At 71.5% G+C, this 17514-nt stretch carries 16 protein-coding genes; 7 read left to right on the plus strand and 9 right to left on the minus strand.

All coding sequences use genetic code 11. The features are described from left to right. Positions 1-13: 13 nt before the first annotated feature. Positions 14-952 carry an AraC family transcriptional regulator gene (locus IE269_RS20100; protein ID WP_189824427.1) on the plus strand — a complete coding sequence of 313 codons (939 nt, stop codon included), beginning with the start codon at positions 14-16 and terminating at the stop codon, positions 950-952. A gap of 25 nt (positions 953-977) precedes the next feature. Here the strand turns inward: IE269_RS20100 and IE269_RS20105 are convergent, their stop codons facing one another. From IE269_RS20105 to IE269_RS20120, 4 genes are all read right to left on the minus strand, one after another. Then, on the minus strand, positions 978-1841 hold the full coding sequence (locus IE269_RS20105; protein ID WP_189824428.1) for a S1 family peptidase: 864 nt from the start codon (positions 1839-1841) through the stop codon (positions 978-980). A 194-nt stretch (positions 1842-2035) separates the two neighbouring features. Then, the gene (locus tag IE269_RS20110) at positions 2036-2902 is read right to left on the minus strand and encodes a S1 family peptidase (protein ID WP_189824429.1); all 867 of its coding nucleotides are present in this window, start codon (positions 2900-2902) and stop codon (positions 2036-2038) included. Positions 2903-3089: 187 nt separating this feature from the next. Next, a complete protein-coding gene (locus tag IE269_RS20115; protein WP_189824430.1) occupies positions 3090-3542 on the minus strand; it encodes an RICIN domain-containing protein in 453 nt (150 codons plus the stop codon). A 222-nt stretch (positions 3543-3764) separates the two neighbouring features. Next, positions 3765-4595 carry an aldo/keto reductase gene (locus IE269_RS20120; RefSeq protein ID WP_189824431.1) on the minus strand — a complete coding sequence of 277 codons (831 nt, stop codon included), beginning with the start codon at positions 4593-4595 and terminating at the stop codon, positions 3765-3767. Between the two features lie 129 nt (positions 4596-4724). Between IE269_RS20120 and IE269_RS20125 the strand changes: the two genes are divergently transcribed. After that, complete coding sequence (locus IE269_RS20125) at positions 4725-5492, plus strand: class I SAM-dependent methyltransferase (protein WP_189824432.1); 768 nt, start codon at positions 4725-4727, stop codon at positions 5490-5492. A 53-nt stretch (positions 5493-5545) separates the two neighbouring features. Here IE269_RS20125 and IE269_RS20130 read toward each other — a convergent pair whose 3' ends face one another. Both IE269_RS20130 and IE269_RS20135 read right to left on the minus strand, forming a co-directional pair. Further along, entirely contained in the window at positions 5546-7147 is a 1602-nt protein-coding gene (locus tag IE269_RS20130; RefSeq protein ID WP_189824433.1) for an ABC-F family ATP-binding cassette domain-containing protein, read from the minus strand. A 266-nt stretch (positions 7148-7413) separates the two neighbouring features. After that, positions 7414-9237, minus strand: coding sequence for an AMP-dependent synthetase/ligase (locus tag IE269_RS20135; RefSeq protein WP_189824434.1), 1824 nt, complete (start codon positions 9235-9237; stop codon positions 7414-7416). A 329-nt stretch (positions 9238-9566) separates the two neighbouring features. Here IE269_RS20135 and IE269_RS20140 point away from each other — a divergent pair, with 329 nt between their 5' ends. Next, the gene (locus IE269_RS20140) at positions 9567-11129 is read left to right on the plus strand and encodes a glycosyl hydrolase family 28-related protein (RefSeq protein WP_189824435.1); all 1563 of its coding nucleotides are present in this window, start codon (positions 9567-9569) and stop codon (positions 11127-11129) included. 21 nt (positions 11130-11150) lie between these two features. Here IE269_RS20140 and IE269_RS20145 read toward each other — a convergent pair whose 3' ends face one another. Then, positions 11151-12023, minus strand: coding sequence for a LysR substrate-binding domain-containing protein (locus IE269_RS20145; RefSeq protein WP_189824436.1), 873 nt, complete (start codon positions 12021-12023; stop codon positions 11151-11153). Between the two features lie 106 nt (positions 12024-12129). Between IE269_RS20145 and IE269_RS20150 the strand changes: the two genes are divergently transcribed. After that, on the plus strand, positions 12130-13161 hold the full coding sequence (locus tag IE269_RS20150) for a bile acid:sodium symporter family protein (RefSeq protein ID WP_189824437.1): 1032 nt from the start codon (positions 12130-12132) through the stop codon (positions 13159-13161). Continuing rightward, positions 13158-13562, plus strand: a complete 405-nt coding sequence (locus tag IE269_RS20155) for a (2Fe-2S) ferredoxin domain-containing protein (RefSeq protein ID WP_189824438.1) — start codon at positions 13158-13160, stop codon at positions 13560-13562. The genes IE269_RS20150 and IE269_RS20155 overlap by 4 nt, the downstream gene beginning before the upstream one ends. Positions 13563-13564: 2 nt before the next feature. Here IE269_RS20155 and fdhD read toward each other — a convergent pair whose 3' ends face one another. Further along, positions 13565-14395, minus strand: a complete 831-nt coding sequence (fdhD, locus tag IE269_RS20160; protein ID WP_189824697.1) for a formate dehydrogenase accessory sulfurtransferase FdhD — start codon at positions 14393-14395, stop codon at positions 13565-13567. Positions 14396-14609: 214 nt separating this feature from the next. Here fdhD and IE269_RS20165 point away from each other — a divergent pair, with 214 nt between their 5' ends. Next, the gene (locus IE269_RS20165; RefSeq protein ID WP_189824439.1) at positions 14610-15563 is read left to right on the plus strand and encodes a beta-ketoacyl-ACP synthase III; all 954 of its coding nucleotides are present in this window, start codon (positions 14610-14612) and stop codon (positions 15561-15563) included. Positions 15564-15569: 6 nt separating this feature from the next. Here IE269_RS20165 and IE269_RS20170 read toward each other — a convergent pair whose 3' ends face one another. Next, positions 15570-16058 carry a hypothetical protein gene (locus IE269_RS20170; RefSeq protein WP_189824440.1) on the minus strand — a complete coding sequence of 163 codons (489 nt, stop codon included), beginning with the start codon at positions 16056-16058 and terminating at the stop codon, positions 15570-15572. Between the two features lie 241 nt (positions 16059-16299). On the opposite strand from IE269_RS20170, the gene IE269_RS20175 reads away from it, so the two are divergent. Continuing rightward, on the plus strand, positions 16300-17487 hold the full coding sequence (locus tag IE269_RS20175; RefSeq protein ID WP_189824441.1) for an ROK family transcriptional regulator: 1188 nt from the start codon (positions 16300-16302) through the stop codon (positions 17485-17487). Positions 17488-17514: the final 27 nt, after the last annotated feature.

Raw genomic sequence — 17514 nt, forward strand, 5'->3', positions numbered from 1 at the left:
TAGACTTGTGGACATGGACGCTCTCGCCGGGCTGCTCGACGGGCCACGGGCCCGCGGCGCCTTCCTCCTGCGGGCGGTGCTCGACCCGCCCTGGTCGATACGGATCGAGGACCGCGCCCCGCTCACCCTGATGTGCATGACCCGGTCCACCGCCTGGGTCATGCCGGAGACCGGCGACCCCGTGCTGCTGCGGCCCGGCGACCTGGCCATCGCGCGCGGCCCCGAACCGTACACCTGCGCCGACACCCCCGCGAGCCCCGTCCGGGCGCGGATCGGGCCCGGCGGGGTGTGCAGCACGCAGTTCGGCACGCCGCTCGCGGAGTCCATGCAGCTCGGGGTGCGGACCTGGGGGGACCGGGTCGACGGCGAGTCCGTGATGCTGATCGGCACCTACCAGCTGGGCGGGGAGGTCGGGCAGCGGCTGCTGGACGCGCTGCCGCCGCTCGCCTACCTGCCCTCCGAGGTGTGGCGGTGCCCGCTGCTGCCCGTGCTGGAGGAGGAGATCAGCCGGGACGATCCCGGACAGAGCGTCTATCTGGACCGGCTCCTGGACCTGCTGCTGATCGCCTCGCTGCGGGCCTGGTTCTCGCGGCCGGAGGCCGAGGCGCCCGCCTGGTACCGGGCGATGGGGGACCCGGTCGTCGGCCGGGCCCTGCGGCTGATGCAGAACGAGCCCGCCCGGCCGTGGACCGTCGCCTCCCTCGCCGCCGAGACGGGTGTCTCCCGGGCCGGACTGGCCCGCCGCTTCAGCGAGTTGGTGGGGGAGCCCCCGATGGCGTACCTCACCGGATGGCGGCTCACTCTCGCCGCCGACCTGCTGCGGAGCTCGGACGCGACCGTGGAGGCCGTCGCGCGGAAGGTCGGCTACAGCGGTTCGTTCGCGCTGAGCGCCGCGTTCAAGCGGGTGCGGGGCGTCAGCCCGCAGGAGCACCGAAGGGCCGCTGCGGGCTGACGTACCGTCAAGAAACGTCCAACGGCTACGGCTTGGGGAGCGCGCAGCCCGGACGGGTCAGGTCGATCTTGCTGCCCGCCGTGATGCACGGGACCATGTTGTACGTCTGCTGGCCGTAGTTGATGCCCTTGCGGACCGTCACCTTCCCGGCCTCGTCGACCTCGCACGGGTTGTTGTCCGTGCAGCGGGCGCCGTCCTCGTTGCCGGTGTTGTTCACCGCGACGACCTTGCCGGTGTTGGTGTCGAGCACCGGGGAGCCCGAGGTGCCGCCGATGGTCTGGCAGGCGGAGGTGTAGCGGACCGAGTCCTTCCAGGTCCAGGCACCTTCCTTCAGCCGGTAGGCGAACCCGTCGACGTTGCAGCTGTACGTCTTCTTCCAGTAGCCGGAGACGACCGTGATGGCCGTACCCTGCGCCGGGCGCGCCGCGCTGAGCTCCAGCGCCTTGATCCCGTACTGGCTCTGTATCTGCGCGTACGTGCTGGTCAGCTGGTACAGCGAGACGTCCGTGTCGGTCATCGTGCCGTACGCGATCTTGCTGGCCCGCAGTGTGCCGACCTTCTGGGCCGCGCCGTTGAGGAGCGAGAAGGTGCGGGACGAGGCCTTGTTGACGATGACCTGCCCGGCGGCCGGGAAGCCGGTCTCCAGGCAGTGGCCGTTGGACATCACCAGGGCCGGGTCGTTCGGCTGCGAGGCGGCTGTGCGCACGACCGAACCGGAACAGTTGCTGAGCGCCACCGTTCCGGCGAAGTCAACCGCCTTGGCCTTGGCCGATGGTGATGCCTTGGCCGGGGTCGGCGCCGCGTCCTGGCTCGTGGCCGCGAACGCGGGTGCCACGCCCGCCCCGACGAGCAGGGTGGCGAGGAAAGCGCCGACGAGAGGCTTCTTCATGTGGGGGTCCCCTCAGTGCCTTATGTGACCGGGGCTGGGTGGCCCCGGTTTGTCATGGGCATTGTTCGGGGATTCCACGGGACGGACAAGAGGGCGTCTGTGAGGCTGCTGTGCGGGTTGCGACACGAGAGGTGAAGACGCCGTCGCAAGGGCTGAGATCACCGGCTCGTGCCACAACCCGCTTGCGCAGCCCGCTACTTGCGCGCGGGCTCCGGCAGACGGCAGCCGTGGCGGTCCAGGTCGACCTGGCTGTTGCGCGCGATGCACCGCGCGATGCCGTACGTCTGCTGGGCGTAGTTGATGCCCTGACGCACCGTCACCTTGCCGCGCTTGTCCACCTCGCACGGGTTGTTGAGCGTGCAGCGCTCACCGTCCTCGTTGCCGGTGTTGTTCACCGCGACGACCTTGCCGGTGCGGTTGTCGATCACCGGGGATCCGGAGGTGCCGCCGATGGTCTGGCAGGCGGAGGTGTAGCGCAGCGAGTCCTTCCAGGTCCACTCGCCCTCCTTGAGCCGGTGCACGAAGCCGTCGACGTTGCAGCCGTACGTCTTCTTCCAGTACCCGGAGACCACCGTGATGGCGCGGCCCTGGCGCGGGTGCTCGGTGTTCAGCTCCAGCGCCTTGATCCCGTACTTCTTCTGGATCTGCGCGTAGCTCTCGGTGAGCTGGTACAGCGAGATGTCCGTGTCGGTCATCGTCGCGTACGCCAGCTTGCTCGCGGTGAGCGTGCCGACCTTCTCCGCCTTGCCGTTGAGCAGCGCGAACGTGCGCGTCGACGGCAGGTTCAGCACGACCTCGCCCGCACCCGGCATGTCCTGCTCGGTGATGCAGTGCCCGTTGGACAGGATCAGCGCCGGGTCGCCCGGCCGGGACTGCGGCATGCGGACCACGGAGCCCGAACAGTTGCTGAGTGCGACCGTCCCGGCGAAGTCCACCGGTTTCGGCCGGTGCTTCGCTGCCGCGGTGGCCGCGCCGTCCTGGCTCGTGGCCGCGATCGCGGGTGCCGCACCTGCTCCCAGGAGCGACAGGGCGAGCAGTGCACCGAGGTAAGGCTTTCTCATGCGAGTTCCCCTCCAGCGACGAATGTCAGGGGCATTCTTGGAGGCGATACGTGCGCCAGGCAAGGGTTTTGCCGCCATGAAAGCGTGCGGCAAGGAGTCAATGACCGTAGGTTTTACGTCAGTTGACCGGCGCGGGCCGGAACCTTCGCCCGGCGCGGGCCGGATCCCTCGGCCGCGGCGGGACGGATCAGCCGGCCGGTACCGGCTCCAGCTGCCACCACTGGAACGGCGAGTCGGTGTCCTCCCACTGCTGCACCCGCCCGCCGTCCTCCGTGCTGCGGTCCGCGACCTCCAGCAGCAGTCCGCTGATCCAGCTCATCAGGCTCACCCGCCCCGGCGCGTCCGGGTGGCGCTCGACGATCCACTCCTGGGCGCCGAAGTTGTTCGCCGACCACTGCTGGATCCGTACGCCGTTCTCCAGCTTGGCGCCCGCGACGTCGAGCCGCTTTCCGCTGGCGACGTTCACGACGTGGTGCAGTCCGCTGCCCTCGTGCACCGGGGTGAGCGTCCACTGCTGGGCGGCGGCCCCGCTGTCCTTGCCCTGCTGCACGGGCGCGCCGCTGCCCTTGGCGCCGTCCCGCACCTCCAGGAGCAGTCCACTGCCGACGTTGCGCAGGAGGTGGGTGGTGCCGTTGTTCATGCCCGCGAGTCTACGACGGCCTTCGTACGGCTGAACGGGGACGGGCCGAAGGGGGCGGGGCCGGGCCGGAGTTCAAGCGGTCGGTGGTCGACCAGGGGCGTGCCGCTGTGGCGCCCTCGTACCGCCCCCGCGACGGAACCGCCCCCGGTCCGAACCCGCGGACCGGGGGCGGGCGCCCGGACCGGCCGGCCAGGGCGCCCGGGACCGGGCGTTCCGCGCCGGCTACGCGCCGAAGACCGCCGGGTCCAGACCCAGCCGCTTGCCCTCGTCCAGTGCGGCGAAGGCGGCCAGGTCGTCGGCGTCCAGCTCGAAGTCGAAGACGTCGATGTTCTCCGCGATCCGCGACGGGGTCACGGACTTCGGGATCACCACGTTGCCCAGCTGGAGGTGCCAGCGGAGCACCGCTTGGGCCGGGGTCCTGCCGTGCTTGCGGGCGACCGCCAGGACGGTCGGGACCTCGAGGAGGCCCTTGCCCTGGCCGAGCGGCGACCACGCCTCGGTGGCGATGCCGTGCTCCTGGTGCAGGGCGCGCAACTCGCCCTGCTGGAGCTGCGGGTGCAGCTCGATCTGGTTGACGGCGGGGACGACCGAGGTCTCGGCGAGCAGCGTCTTCAGGTGCTCCGGAAGGAAGTTGGACACGCCGATCGCCCGGGCGCGGCCGTCGGCGAGGATCTTCTCGAACGCCTTGAAGGTGTCCACGTAGGCGTTCTGGCCGGGGGCCGGCCAGTGGATCAGGTACAGGTCGACGTAGTCGAGGCCCAGCTTGCCGAGCGACTCGTCGAAGGCGCGCAGGGTGGAGTCGTAGCCCTGCTTGTCGTTCCACAGCTTGGTGGTGACGAACAGCTCGTCACGGGCGATCCCGGAGGAGGCGAGGGCGCGGCCCGTGCCCTCCTCGTTGCCGTAGATCGCGGCGGTGTCGATGCTCCGGTAGCCGGCCTCCAGAGCCGTGCTCACCGCTGTCGTGGCCTCGTCGTCCGGCACCTGCCAGACGCCGAATCCGAGCTGCGGCATTTCGACGCCGTTGTTGAGGGTCAGGGAAGGGACCTTGCTCACGAGGGAACTTTTCCTTACGTCGTCGGGGATTTCTCCATGGCCAACGATCATCACCGGGCAGACATTCCCGCTCCGGCCGATTGACGCCGCAGGATGGCTTTTCTCCATGAATACAGAGATCATCCGCATATGAGCAAGGAAAATCGTACGTTCGAGGAACTCGTCGCCGAGGCCGAGACGGTGTCCGTCGACGGCTGGGACTTCTCCTGGCTGGACGGCCGGGCCACCGAGCAGCGCCCCTCCTGGGGTTACCAGAAGCAGATGTCCGCACGCCTGGCGACCGCCTCCGCCGCGCTCGACATCCAGACCGGTGGCGGCGAGGTCCTCGCCGGGGCGCCGAAGCTGCCGCCGGTGACGGTCGCCACCGAGTCCTGGCCGCCGAACGTGGCCAAGGCCACCCGCCTCCTGCACCCCCTGGGCGCGGTCGTCGTCGCCGACTCCGACGAACCGCCGCTGCCCTTCGCGGACGGCGCGTTCGACCTGGTCACCAGCCGCCACCCGGTGAAGGCCTGGTGGGAGGAGATCGCCCGGGTGCTGGCGCCCGGCGGCACCTATTTCTCCCAGCACGTCGGCCCGGCCAGCGTCTTCGAGGTCGTCGAGTTCTTCCTCGGCCCGCAGCCCGAGGCCCGCCTCGGCCGCCGCCCGGAGACGGCCCGCGAGGAGGCCGAGGCGGCGGGGCTGGAGATCGTGGACCTGCGGTCGGAGTCGCTCCGTACGGAATTCTTCGACATCGGGGCGGTGGTCTACTTCCTGCGCAAGGTGATCTGGATGGTGCCCGGCTTCACGGTCGACACCTACCGGGACCGGCTGCGCGAGATGGACGAACAGATCCGCCGCGACGGCTCGTTCGTCGCGCACACGGCCCGCTTCCTGATCGAGGCCCGCAAGCCTGCCTGAGCTTGATGATGTAAGGGGCGACCTCCATGGAGGTCGCCCCTTACACCTGCCGTTTACGACAGGGACACCAGCCCCAAGTGCTCCTGCCCCCAGAGGTCTTCCGTCCCCTCGGGCAGCACCAGCACCCGGTCGGGCCGCAGCGCCTCGATCGCACCTTCGTCGTGCGTGACCATCACGATCGCTCCCGGGTACGAGTCGACCGCGCCCAGCACTTCGCCGCGCGAGGCCGGGTCGAGGTTGTTGGTCGGCTCGTCCAGCAGCAGCACATTGGCCCCGGAGTGCACGAGCCCCGCCAGTGCCAGCCGGGTCTTCTCGCCGCCCGACAGCACCCCGGCGGGCTTGTCCGCGTCGTCCCCGCCGAACAGGAACGCGCCGAGCACCCGGCGGGCCTCCCCGTCGTCCAGGTGGGGCGCGGCCGCCGCGAGGTTCTCCCGTACGGTACGGGCGGCCTCCAGCGTGTCGTGCTCCTGGGCGAAGTACCCGAGCCGCAGCCCGTGCCCGTGGACGACACGGCCCGAGTCCGGTGCCACCTGCCCGGCGAGGACTTTCAACAGGGTGGTCTTCCCGGCCCCGTTGAGCCCGAGCACCACGAGCCGGCTGCCCCGGTCCACGGCGAGGTCGACCCCGCGCAGAACCTGCTGCCCTCCGTACGCCTTCGTCAGGCTGATGGCCCCGAGCGGCATCCGCCCGCAGGGAACGGGCTCGGGCAGGCGAATCCTCGCGACCTTCTCAGTGCGCCGCACGGGAGCGAGGTCGCCGAGCAGCTTGTCGGCCCGCCGGGCCATGTTCTTGGCGGCGACGGCGGTGGACACGCGGGCGCGCATCCGGTCCGCCTGGGCGTGCAGGGTGGCCGCCTTCCGCTCGGCGGCGGCACGCTCGCGCGCCCGCCGCCGCTCCTCGGCGTCGCGGGCGGCGAGGTAGGTGTGCCAGGGGGTGTTGTGCACGTCCAGCGCACGGCGTGCCGGATCGAGCTGGAAGACGCGGTTGACGGTGTCGGCGAGCAGCCCGACGTCGTGGCTGATGACGACGACCCCACCCCGGTAGGAGAGCAGGAAGCTGCGCAGCCAGCCCACGGAATCGGCATCGAGATGATTCGTCGGCTCGTCCAGCAGGAGATCGTCATGATCGGCGAAGAGAATCCGGGCCAGCTCGACCCTCCGCTTCTGCCCGCCGGACAGCTCGCCGACCGGCCGGTCCATGGCGCCGGCGGGCAGTCCGACCCCGGCCGCGACCCGGGCGGCCTCGGCCTCGGCGGCGTACCCCCCACGGGCCTGGAAGTCGGCCTCGGCGCGGGTGTAGGCGGCCATGGCGCGGCGCTCCTGGGCAGGGGTCCGGGCCCGGGCCATGGCGCTCTCGGCGTCACGCAGCGCGCTGGTGGCCCGATCGAGCCCCCGCGCGGAGAGAATCCGCGCACTCACGGACACGGTCGGATCGGCGGCCCGGGAGTCCTGGGCCAGATACCCCAGCGACCCGGTGCGCTCGATGACGCCGGAAGCGGGCGGGACTTTCGCGGCAAGGCTGTTGAGCAGGCTGGTCTTCCCCGCGCCGTTGCGGCCGACGAGGCCGATGCGGTCGCCGGGGGAGATGTGGAAGGAGACGTCGGACAGGAGGAGTCGGGCGCCGACGCGGACGTCGGCACCGCGGACGGTGATCATGGAATTACGCTCCGGAGAAGCAAGAGGACACACGGGTGGCGTGGGAGTGGGTCCTCAGCTAAGAAACACGGGGCGTAGACATGGCTCCGACCCTACGCCCGCCCCCTTCGCCCCGGCGACCGAATTTCCGCCCGCCCTCTAACCGGGCGCGCCCCTTCAGGGGCGCGGGGAACTGCGCGAGCAACCACAACGCACCCGCACGGAACCGTGAGCCTCGCAGCCACCCTGCCCGCCCGGACGCAGCACCCCCTCAACGCAGCACCCCCTCACCGGTACAGCGCGTTGACCTCCACCCCGTACGCCCTCTCGATCGCCTTCCGCTTCAGCTTCAGCGACGGCGTGAGCAACCCCTGCTCCTCCGTGAACTGATGCGCCAGTATCCGGAACGTCCGAATCGACTCCGCCTGCGAGACCAGCGTGTTCGCCGCCACCACGGACCGGCGGACCTCCATCTCCAGGTCCGGGTCCCGCACCAGATCCTTCGGCTCCATCGGCGCCCGCCCGTGCATGGCCAGCCAGTGTTCGACCGCCTCCAGGTCCAGCGTGACCAGCGCCGCGACGTACGGCCGGTCGTTGCCGACGACGATGCACTGGGCCACCAGCGGATGCGCCCGCACCCGTTCCTCCAGCCCCGTCGGCGACACGCTCTTGCCGCCGGAGGTCACTAGGATCTCCTTCTTCCGCCCGGTGATCGTGAGGTATCCGTCCGCGTCCAGCGACCCGATGTCCCCGGTCGACAGCCACCCGTCGTGGAGGACGGCCCGGCTCGCGGCCGGGTCGTTCAAGTACCCGGAGAAGACATGCCCCCCGTGCAGCCACACCTCTCCGTCGTCCGCGATGTGCACGGTCGTCCCCGGCAGCGGCAGCCCCACCGTCCCGAAGCGGGTCCGCTCCGGCGGGTTGGCGGTCGCGGCCGCCGTGGACTCGGTCAGCCCGTACCCCTCGTAGATCGTGACGCCCGCCCCCGCGAAGAACAGCCCGAGCCGCCGCTCCATCGCCGACCCGCCCGACATCGCGTGCCGGACGCGCCCGCCCATCGCCTCGCGCACCTTCCCGTACACGAGCTTCTCGTACAGCTGGTGCTGCATCCGCAGCGAAGCGGAAGGACCCGGCCCCGTCCCGAACGCCTTGTGCTCCAGCGCCTCCGCGTACCGCACCGCCAGTTCGACGGCCTTGTCGAAGGCGGCGGTCTTCCCCGAGGCCTCCGCCTTGCGCCGGGCCGCGTGGTAGACCTTCTCGAAGACGTACGGGACGGCCAGGACGAAAGTGGGCCGGAAGGCCGCCAGGTCGGGCAGCAACTCGGCGGCCGCCATGGCCGGTTGGTGCCCGATCTTCACCCGCCCCCGGATCGCCGCCACCTCCACCATCCGCCCGAAGACGTGCGCCAGCGGAAGGAACAGCAGCGTCGACGCCTCGTCGCCGGGGGAGGAGCGGAACACCGGCTCCCAGCGGGCGATCACCGTGTCCGTCTCGGTCATGAAGTTGGCGTGCGTGAGGACGCAGCCCTTGGGGCGGCCGGTGGTGCCCGACGTGTAGATGACGGTGGCGACCGACTCCGGGGTGACGGCCCTGCGGTGCCGGTGCACCACGTCGTCGTCGACGCCCGCACCCGACGCGACCACCTCCGCCACCCCGCCCGCGTCCAACTGCCACAGCCGGGACAGGCGCGGCAGCCGGTCGATGACCGAGGCGACCGTCATCGCGTGGTCCTCGTGCTCGACCACGCACGCCACGACCTCCGAGTCGTGCAGCGTCCAGAAGACCTGCTCGGTGGAGGCCGTCGGGTACACCGGCACCGGCTGCGCGCCGACCGTCCACAGGGCGAAGTCGAAGAGCGTCCACTCGTAGCGCGTACGGGACACGATGGCGACCCGGTCCCCGAACCGCACCCCCTGCGCGAGCAACCCCTTGGCGAGCGCCATCACCTCGTCGCGGAACTGCGCCGCGGTGACGTCCCGCCAGTGTCCTTCCGCGTCCTTGCGGCCGAGCGCGACCCGGTGCGGGTCCTCCTCGGCGTTACGGAACACCGCGTCCGCCAGTCCGCCGACCTGAGGGGGCGCAGCCGTGGGTGGAACAGTGAACTCGCGCAATGGCCTGGCTCCTTGTGACGCTCCGCACAGCGCCGGTGACGGTACCCCAATGCCGCCCCGCGCGGGAGGGGGCGAGAGCCGCTGAAGGAAACTGCGATCGGGCATATCGGTACAGGTCACAGGCCCTTCGGGCGACCCCATCGGAGGGCTCGGACGGCGACCTTACTTCCGGGTAAGTCGGACCCGGTGAAATCTCCACGGAATCTGTACGCGGAGGCCACCGCGCGCCTACGGGCGTGCGCCCCCGACGACTAGGGTCGGACGGACGTTCGCAGGCCCCCGGCCGGGCGCGACGCTCCCCGTACGCCTTCCGGAAGGCTCTCTTCCCCATGTCCCGCTCCCGCCGCCGCGCGGCCGACTCCGGCCGTTCCCCCCTTCGTCGTACGGTCCTGATCGGCGGCGCGGTGGCGGGCGCCGGGATCGCCGGCGCCCTGACCTGGGCCGCCGTGGCGGGCGGCACCGACGGCACACCCGCCGCGCACCCCGCACGGACACCGGGCACGGCCGGACCGGCCGCACCCGCGAAGGCCGCCCCCACGCTCCCGGCGAAGGCCGACAGCACGGCCCGCCCGCGTCGTACCCCGCAGACCGGCGCGACCGCCTACCGGCCGCCCCGTATCAAGGGCCCCAAGGTCGACCCGGCTGCGCACGGCGCCGACCCCACCGGCCGCAAGGACTCAACGGCCGCACTGGGCAAGGCGATCCAGGCGGCCTCCGCGAAGGGCGGCACGGTCTGGCTGCCCGCCGGGCACTACCGGATCGACGGCGCGGTCCCGCTGGCCGACAGCGTGACGATCGCCGGTGACCTCGCCCGGCCCGCCGTGCTCACCGGGAAGGGGCGGCTCGGCGACGAGGAGTGGAACGGGCACGCGGCCGGCGTGACCATACGCGACCTGGTGCTGGACGGCGTCGACGTCGCCCAGCGCGGCTCGTCGACGTACAAGAGGAACTACCGCGTCCAGCGCGTGGTCTTCCACAATGCCGTCGCGAGCTTCAGCACCACTGCGAACGCCGAGGTCGGCCAGTCGCTCTTCCTCTCGGACCACCCCGTCCCGGTGACTCCGCCCGTCGACCTCTACAAGACGGACCGCGCGCACATTCACGACAACGTCATCGGAGTGAACACCAACCGGCTGGGCTGGCTGGACGGCTTCTTCGGCGATTCCTTCCCCGGCGCCGCCGACGTCCTGGCCGCCGTCGCGAAGGCGGAGGGCTGGCGCGCCGACCAAGGGGCCTTCGCCTCCGGCCTGTTCGGGAACGCGGCCTCCGGAACGACGATCCGGCGCAACGTCTTCAACGCGAGCCTGGACCGTAACGCATCACGCACCACAGAGCGTTACGACCTCGACCACGCCATCTACCTCTGGGGCACGCACGGCGCGCGCACGGTCGTCGCCGGGAACTGGTTCCGGGGCTGGTGGCTGTCCGGCGCGGAGGGCGGGGTGAAGGTGCGCAACGGGGAGGCCGTGACCGTACGGGACAACACGATGCACGACACCTCGGTGCTGCTGTACGTCCAGGACGACTCGAACGCCGCCGACCACCCGCACCACCTCAAGGACGTCGAGGTCTGCCACAACGACTTCCGGCCGACCCGCGACCACGGAAAGTGGGGCACCGGGATCTCCTACATGGAGTACCCGAAGGACGCGGCCGTCGCGGACATCACCGTGCGCGGCAACGTCTTCCGTGACCCCACCCGCAAGACCGGCATCGACCTCACGAACGGCCCCCTGGACGCCTTCACCATCACTCCGGACAACACCTACGCCTCGGGCCCCACGGTCGCCCTGGAAAGCAGCGCCCGGCCGCCGAAGGCCACGCGATCCGCCGGAAGGTGCTCGGGTCCGGCCGCCCCCGGCCTCGGGTCGCTCCAGGTGCCGTCCTACTGACCACCCCGCGTGAGGGTGCCCCTACTGACCGCCCCGGTGCAGCCGGTCCGCCCCCGCCAGCACCGCCTGCGCCAGCGCCTCCGCCGCCTCCTGCACCGCCGCACCCCGCCGCCGCCCGTGCAGCAGTACGAACTCCACCTCGCCCAGCTCCGGCAGCCCGCCCCGCGCCGCCACCGGCTCAAGGCCCGGCGGCACCAGCCCCCGCGTGTGCGCCATCACCCCGAGCCCCGCCCGCGCCGCCGCCACCAGCCCGCTCAGGCTGCCGCTCGTGCACGCGATCCGCCAGGCCCGCCCGTGCGCCTCCAGCACCTCCAGGGCCCGCGCCCGCGTGATCGCCGGCGGCGGGAAGAGAATCAGCGGAACCGGCCGGTCCGGCTCCACCCGCAGCCCCGGCGCCCCCACCCACGCCAGCGAGTCCCGCCACACCAGCTCCCCGTGCGTGTCGTCCGCCCGCCGCTTCGCCAGCACCAGATCGTGCCGCCCGCTCTCCAACTGCCGGTGCAGGATCCCCGACAGCTCCACCGTCAGCTCCAGGTCCACCTCCGGATGGTCCCGCCGGAAGGCCTCCAGGATCTCCGGCAGCCGCGTCAGCACGAAGTCCTCCGACGCCCCGAACCGCAACCGCCCCCGCAGTCGCTTCCCCGTGAAGAACGCCGCCGCGCGCTCGTGCGCCGCCAGGATCGTCCGGGCGAAGCCGAGCATCGCCTCGCCGTCCTCGGTGAGCGCCACCCGGTGCGTGTCCCGCGAGAACAGCCGCCGCCCGGCCTCCTCCTCCAGCCGCTTCACGTGCTGGCTGACCGTCGACTGGCGCAGCCCCAGACGCCGCGCGGCCTGCGTGAAGCTCAGGGTCTGGGCCACGGCCAGGAAGGTCCGCAGATGCGTCGGCTCGTACATGCGCCGAAGGTACCGCCCCACGGCCTGCCCGTCATCACACATCGCGATGGCAGTAAGCGTCGTATACGTGTTTCCCGATCATCCGCGAAAGGCGACGATGGACCCCATGAGCCGCCTCAAGCTGCCCTCCTGGTTCCCGATCGACGGGTACGTCCTCGCGCTGCTCGGCGCCGTCTGCCTGGGCACCCTGCTGCCCGCCACCGGCACGGCCTCCGAGGTGCTGGGGCACGTCTCGACGGCGGCCATCGCCATCCTGTTCTTCCTCTACGGGGCGCGGCTGTCGACCGCCGAGATGCTCCAGGGCCTCGCGCACTGGCGGCTGCACGTCACCGTGCTGGCCACCACCTTCGTCCTCTTCCCGCTGCTGGGACTCGCGGGCCGCGCCCTGGTCCCGCACGTGCTGGCCCCCGAGCTCTACAACGGCTTCCTCTTCCTCTGCCTGGTCCCCTCGACCATCCAGTCCTCGATCACCTTCACCTCGATCGCGCGCGGCAACGTCGCGGCGGCGATCTGCGCGGGCTCCTTCTCCAGCATCGTCGGCATCTTCGTGACGCCCCTGCTGGCGGCGCTCCTGCTCACCGGCGGCGGCGCGGGCTTCTCCGCCGACTCGCTGCTGAAGATCGGGCTCCAGCTGCTCGCGCCGTTCCTGGCCGGGCAACTGCTGCGCCGCTGGGTCGGCGGTTTCCTCGTACGCCACAAGAAGGTGCTCGGCTACTTCGACCGCTCGTCGATCCTGCTCGTCGTGTACGCGGCCTTCAGCCTCGGCATGGCCCAGGGCATCTGGAGCCAGATCTCGCCGGTGCGGCTGCTGGCCCTGCTCGGGGTCGAGGCGGTGCTGCTCGCCGTGATGCTGGCGCTCACCTGGTACGGGTCGAAGAAGCTGGGCTTCGAGCGGGCGGACCGGGTGGCGATCCAGTTCGCCGGGTCGAAGAAGAGCCTGGCGGCGGGGCTGCCGATGGCGAGCGTCCTGTTCGGGGCGCACGCGAGCCTGGCGGTGCTGCCGCTGATGCTCTTCCACCAGATGCAGCTGATGGTGTGCGCGGTGATCGCGCGCCGCCGGGCCGAGGACCGGATCCCGCCACCGGCGGAGATGCCGCCTGTCGCCGCCCCGGCCCCGGCTGGCAAGATCGACAAGTGACTTCAGCGATACGCACCTTCGGCAACCGCCCCTGCGCCCTCACCGTGTGCAGGGGCTGCTGCTGCGGCGACGCCCGCAAGAACCCCGGCACCGACCACGCGGGCCAGCTCCGCCGGATGCGCGAGGCCGCGGCTGCCTCCGCCGGACGCCTGGTCGTCCGTACGAGCGACTGCCTGGGCCCCTGCGGACAGGCCAACGTCGTGGTGGTCCAGCCCTCCACCGAGGGGCGGCGCAGGGGAGGCCGGGCGGCCTGGGTCGGCTGGGCGCTGGACGACGACAGCACGGACGAGATCCTGGCCTGGATCGCGGCGGGCGGCCCCGGGATCGCGAAGCCGCCGGCGACGCTGGAGCTCCAGTTCATCCCGGCGCCGGTGGAGAGCCGTACCGTCAAGCGGCGCTGAGCTCAGGGGAGGACGACCCGCTCCTCGCCCGCGTACACATTCATGTCGTCCCCCCGCAGGAACCCCACCAGCGTCAGCCCCGTCTCCGCCGCCAGGTCCACCGCCAGCGACGACGGCGCGGAGACGGCGGCCAGGAACGGTATCCCCGCCATCACCGCCTTCTGCGCCAGCTCGAACGACGCCCGCCCCGACACCAGCAGGATCGACCGCGACAACGGCAGCCGACGGTCCGTCAGCGCCCGCCCCACCAGCTTGTCGACCGCGTTGTGCCGTCCCACGTCCTCGCGTACGTCGATCAGCTCGCCGGTGTCGGAGAACAGCGCGGCCGCGTGCAGCCCGCCCGTCTTGTCGAACACCTGCTGCGCCTCGCGCAACCGCACCGGCAGCGAGGCCAGCAGCTCCGGCGTCACCCGCACCGGCGGTATGTCGAGGATCGGGAACCGCGCCTGCGTCCTTACGGCGTCCAGGCTGGCCTTGCCGCACAGCCCGCACGAGGACGTCGTGTAGACGTTGCGCTCCAGCGTGATGTCCGGGACCGGCGTTCCGGGAACCAGCCGTACGTCCACCACGTTGTACGAATTGGAACCATCCTCCTGGGCGCCCGCGCAGTAGACGATGTTCGCGACCTCCGTCCCGTCGCCGAGCACGCCCTCGCTGACCAGGAAGCCCGCGGCCAGCGCGAAGTCGTCGCCGGGCGTGCGCATCGTGATGGCCAGCGGCTTTCCGTTGAGCCTGATCTCCAGCGGCTCCTCCGCCACCAGTGTGTCCGGCCGCGTGGAGACGGCCCCGCCCCTGATGCGTACGACGCGACGGCGTGCGGTGACCCGGCCCATGGTGATCAGTCCTGCCCCGAGAGTGATGACGAGTGCCGCACCGCGGGTGACGATGCGATCTGAGGTGCGTTTTGCGAGGTCCATTGTCCGTGGGGTGGGCGGGAAGCTCCAAAGTCTGGGTGGCGAATGCTGTTGAATCACACGCCCTCGTACCGGTGAGTCACAAAGAAGACTGGGTCGCTCCGACTGTCCGCAATGAGGGGTGGAGGCGCACATGACCGGTTCACGGATCGTCGCGCTCGGGCATTACCAGCCGGCCAAGGTGCTGACCAACGCCGACCTGGCCGAACTGGTCGACACCAGCGACGAATGGATCAGCAGCCGGGTCGGGATCAGGACCCGGCACGTCGCGGGTCCCGACGAACCGGTCGACGAGCTGGCCGCGCACGCCGCCGCCAAGGCCCTCGCCTCCGCGGGCCTGGACCCGGCGGACATCGACCTCGTCCTGGTCGCCACCTCCACCGCCATCGACCGCTCGCCCAACATGGCCGCCCGGGTCGCCGCCCGCCTCGGCATGGGCTCGCCCGCCGTGATGGACCTCAACGTCGTCTGCTCGGGCTTCACCCACGCCCTGGCCACCGCCGATCACGCGGTACGGGCCGGATCGGCGACCCGTGCGCTGGTCATCGGCGCGGACAAGATGACCGAGATCACCGACTGGACCGACCGTTCCACCTGCGTCCTGGTCGGCGACGGTGCGGGCGCGGCGGTCGTCGAGGCGACGCCGGAGGGGTCCGTGGAGTCAGGTGCGATCGGCCCGGTCCTGTGGGGTTCCGTACCGGAGATGGGCCATGCGGTACGGATCGAGGGCACGCCCCCGCGCTTCGAGCAGGTCGGGCAGACCGTGTACCGGTGGGCCACCACCCAGCTCCCGCCGATCGCCCGCAAGGTCTGCGAGCGGGCCGGGATCGCCCCCGAGGACCTCGCCGGGGTCGTCCTCCACCAGGCCAACCTCCGCCTGATCGAGCCGCTCGCCCAGCGCATCGGCGCGGTCAACGCCGTCATCGCGCGCGACGTCGTCGACTCCGGCAACACCTCGGCGGCGAGCATCCCGATGGCGTTCTCGAAGCTGGTCGAGCGCGGAGAGCTGCGCTCGGGCGACCCGGTGCTGCTGTTCGGCTTCGGCGGGAACCTGTCGTACGCGGGGCAGGTCGTGCGCTGCCCCTAGCTCGTGCTAGCTGTTGCGCTTCCGTCCGGGGACGTCGTCCGGCAGGTGCGCGTACGACGTCTGGTCGTACGGCTTCTCCCGGGTCGGCGCGTGCTTGACCGACCGGTCGTCGGCGGGGCGGGGGAGGGGGCGGCCCAGTACCAGGGCCACCAGCCAGGCGACGGCGAAGAGGCCGCCGAGGACCAGCAGGAACCCAGCATTGCCCTCCGGGTCGTCCCCCGTGGCCAGGGCGATGCCGAAACCGAGCAGCGCCAGCGTCCCCGCGACCGACAGGACACCGAGGACGCGCCGGGTCACCATCCGCCGTCCGAGGGTGAGGGGCGGGTTCTCGGCGGCACCGCGCACCCCGCGCCTGCGCTCCTGCACCCACCAGGCGATCCACACGAGCACGCCGAGCATCCCGAAGATGAAGGAGACGTTCAGCACGATGTCCTTCCACAGGACACCGGTGAAGTCGACGAACTTTCCTGCGAACTCGACTGCTGCCAAAGACATGTGACCCTCCATCACATTCATGGAGGCCGGGTGCCCGTCCGGGGCGGGAGCATGCACGACCCCCGGCCGGCGCTTTGTCCTCACAGTGGAGAAAGTTGAGACCGATTCCGGCTCAACTTCTTCCCAGCCCCTGCACCCGCTGCTACGTTCCCCTCCAAAGCCCGCCCGGACCGACCCCGGGGCAGGCAGCGAACAGGCCGTCTCCGTACGGCCCGTGCGGCAGGAGGGGCACGTGAGGCGCATGACGGCTCGACCCGCGAACGCGCACCAGGCGCGCCTGCTCCGCCTGTTGCGTGACGGCGGCCCCAACTCCCGGGCCCAATTGGGTGATCAGGTCGACCTCTCCCGCTCCAAACTCGCCGTCGAGGTCGACCGGCTCCTCGACACGGGGCTCGTCGTCGCCGACGGGCTGGCCGCCTCGCGCGGCGGGAGGCGCTCGCACAACGTCCGCCTCGCCCCCGAACTCCGCTTCCTCGGCGTCGACATCGGCGCGACCTCGGTCGATGTGGCCGTCACCAACGCGGAGCTGGAGATCCTCGGGCACCTCAACCAGCCGATGGATGTACGGGAGGGTCCGGTCGCCGTCTTCGAGCAGGCCCTCGACCTGGCCGCCAAGCTCCGCGCCTCGGGCCTCGCCCCGGGCGGCTTCGACGGCGCCGGGGTCGGCGTGCCCGGCCCGGTGCGCTTCCCGGAGGGCGTGCCGGTGGCCCCGCCGATCATGCCCGGCTGGGACGGCTTCCCGGTGCGGGAGGCGCTCAGCCAGGACCTGGGCTGCCCGGTGCTGGTCGACAACGACGTGAACCTGATGGCGATGGGGGAGCAGCACGCGGGCGTGGCCCGGTCCGTGGGCGACTTCCTCTGCGTCAAGATCGGCACCGGCATCGGCTGCGGGATCGTCGTCGGGGGAGAGGTCCACCGGGGGACCACCGGCAGCGCGGGCGACATCGGGCACATCCAGGTCGAGCCGGAGGGCCGACTGTGCGCCTGCGGCAACAAGGGCTGCCTGGAGGCGCACTTCAGCGGAGCGGCCCTGGCCCGCGACGCCGAGGCCGCCGCCCGTGCGGGCCACTCCCTCGAACTCGCCTCCCGCCTCGACCCCGACGGCCGCCTGACAGCGGCCGACGTGGCCGCGGCGGCCGCTGCGGGCGACCCGACCTCCCTCGCTCTCATCCGCGAGGGCGGCAACCGGGTCGGCCAGGTCATCGCGGGCCTGGTCAGCTTCTTCAACCCGGGGCTGGTGGTGATCGGCGGCGGGGTGACGGGCCTGGGCCACACCCTGCTGGCCAGCATCCGCACCCAGGTCTACCGCCAGTCGTTGCCCCTGGCCACGGGCAACCTCCCCATCGTCCTCGGCGAACTGGGCCCCACGGCGGGCGTCACGGGCGCCACCCTCCTCATCACCAACCACCTCTTCTCCCCGGCTTCCTGACCCTCCGCCAGCAAGGCGCCATCCCCG

Origin of the sequence: Streptomyces spiroverticillatus, from assembly GCA_014650415.1 — a bacterium.
Taxonomy (GTDB): Bacteria; Actinomycetota; Actinomycetes; order Streptomycetales; family Streptomycetaceae; genus Streptomyces; species Streptomyces spiroverticillatus.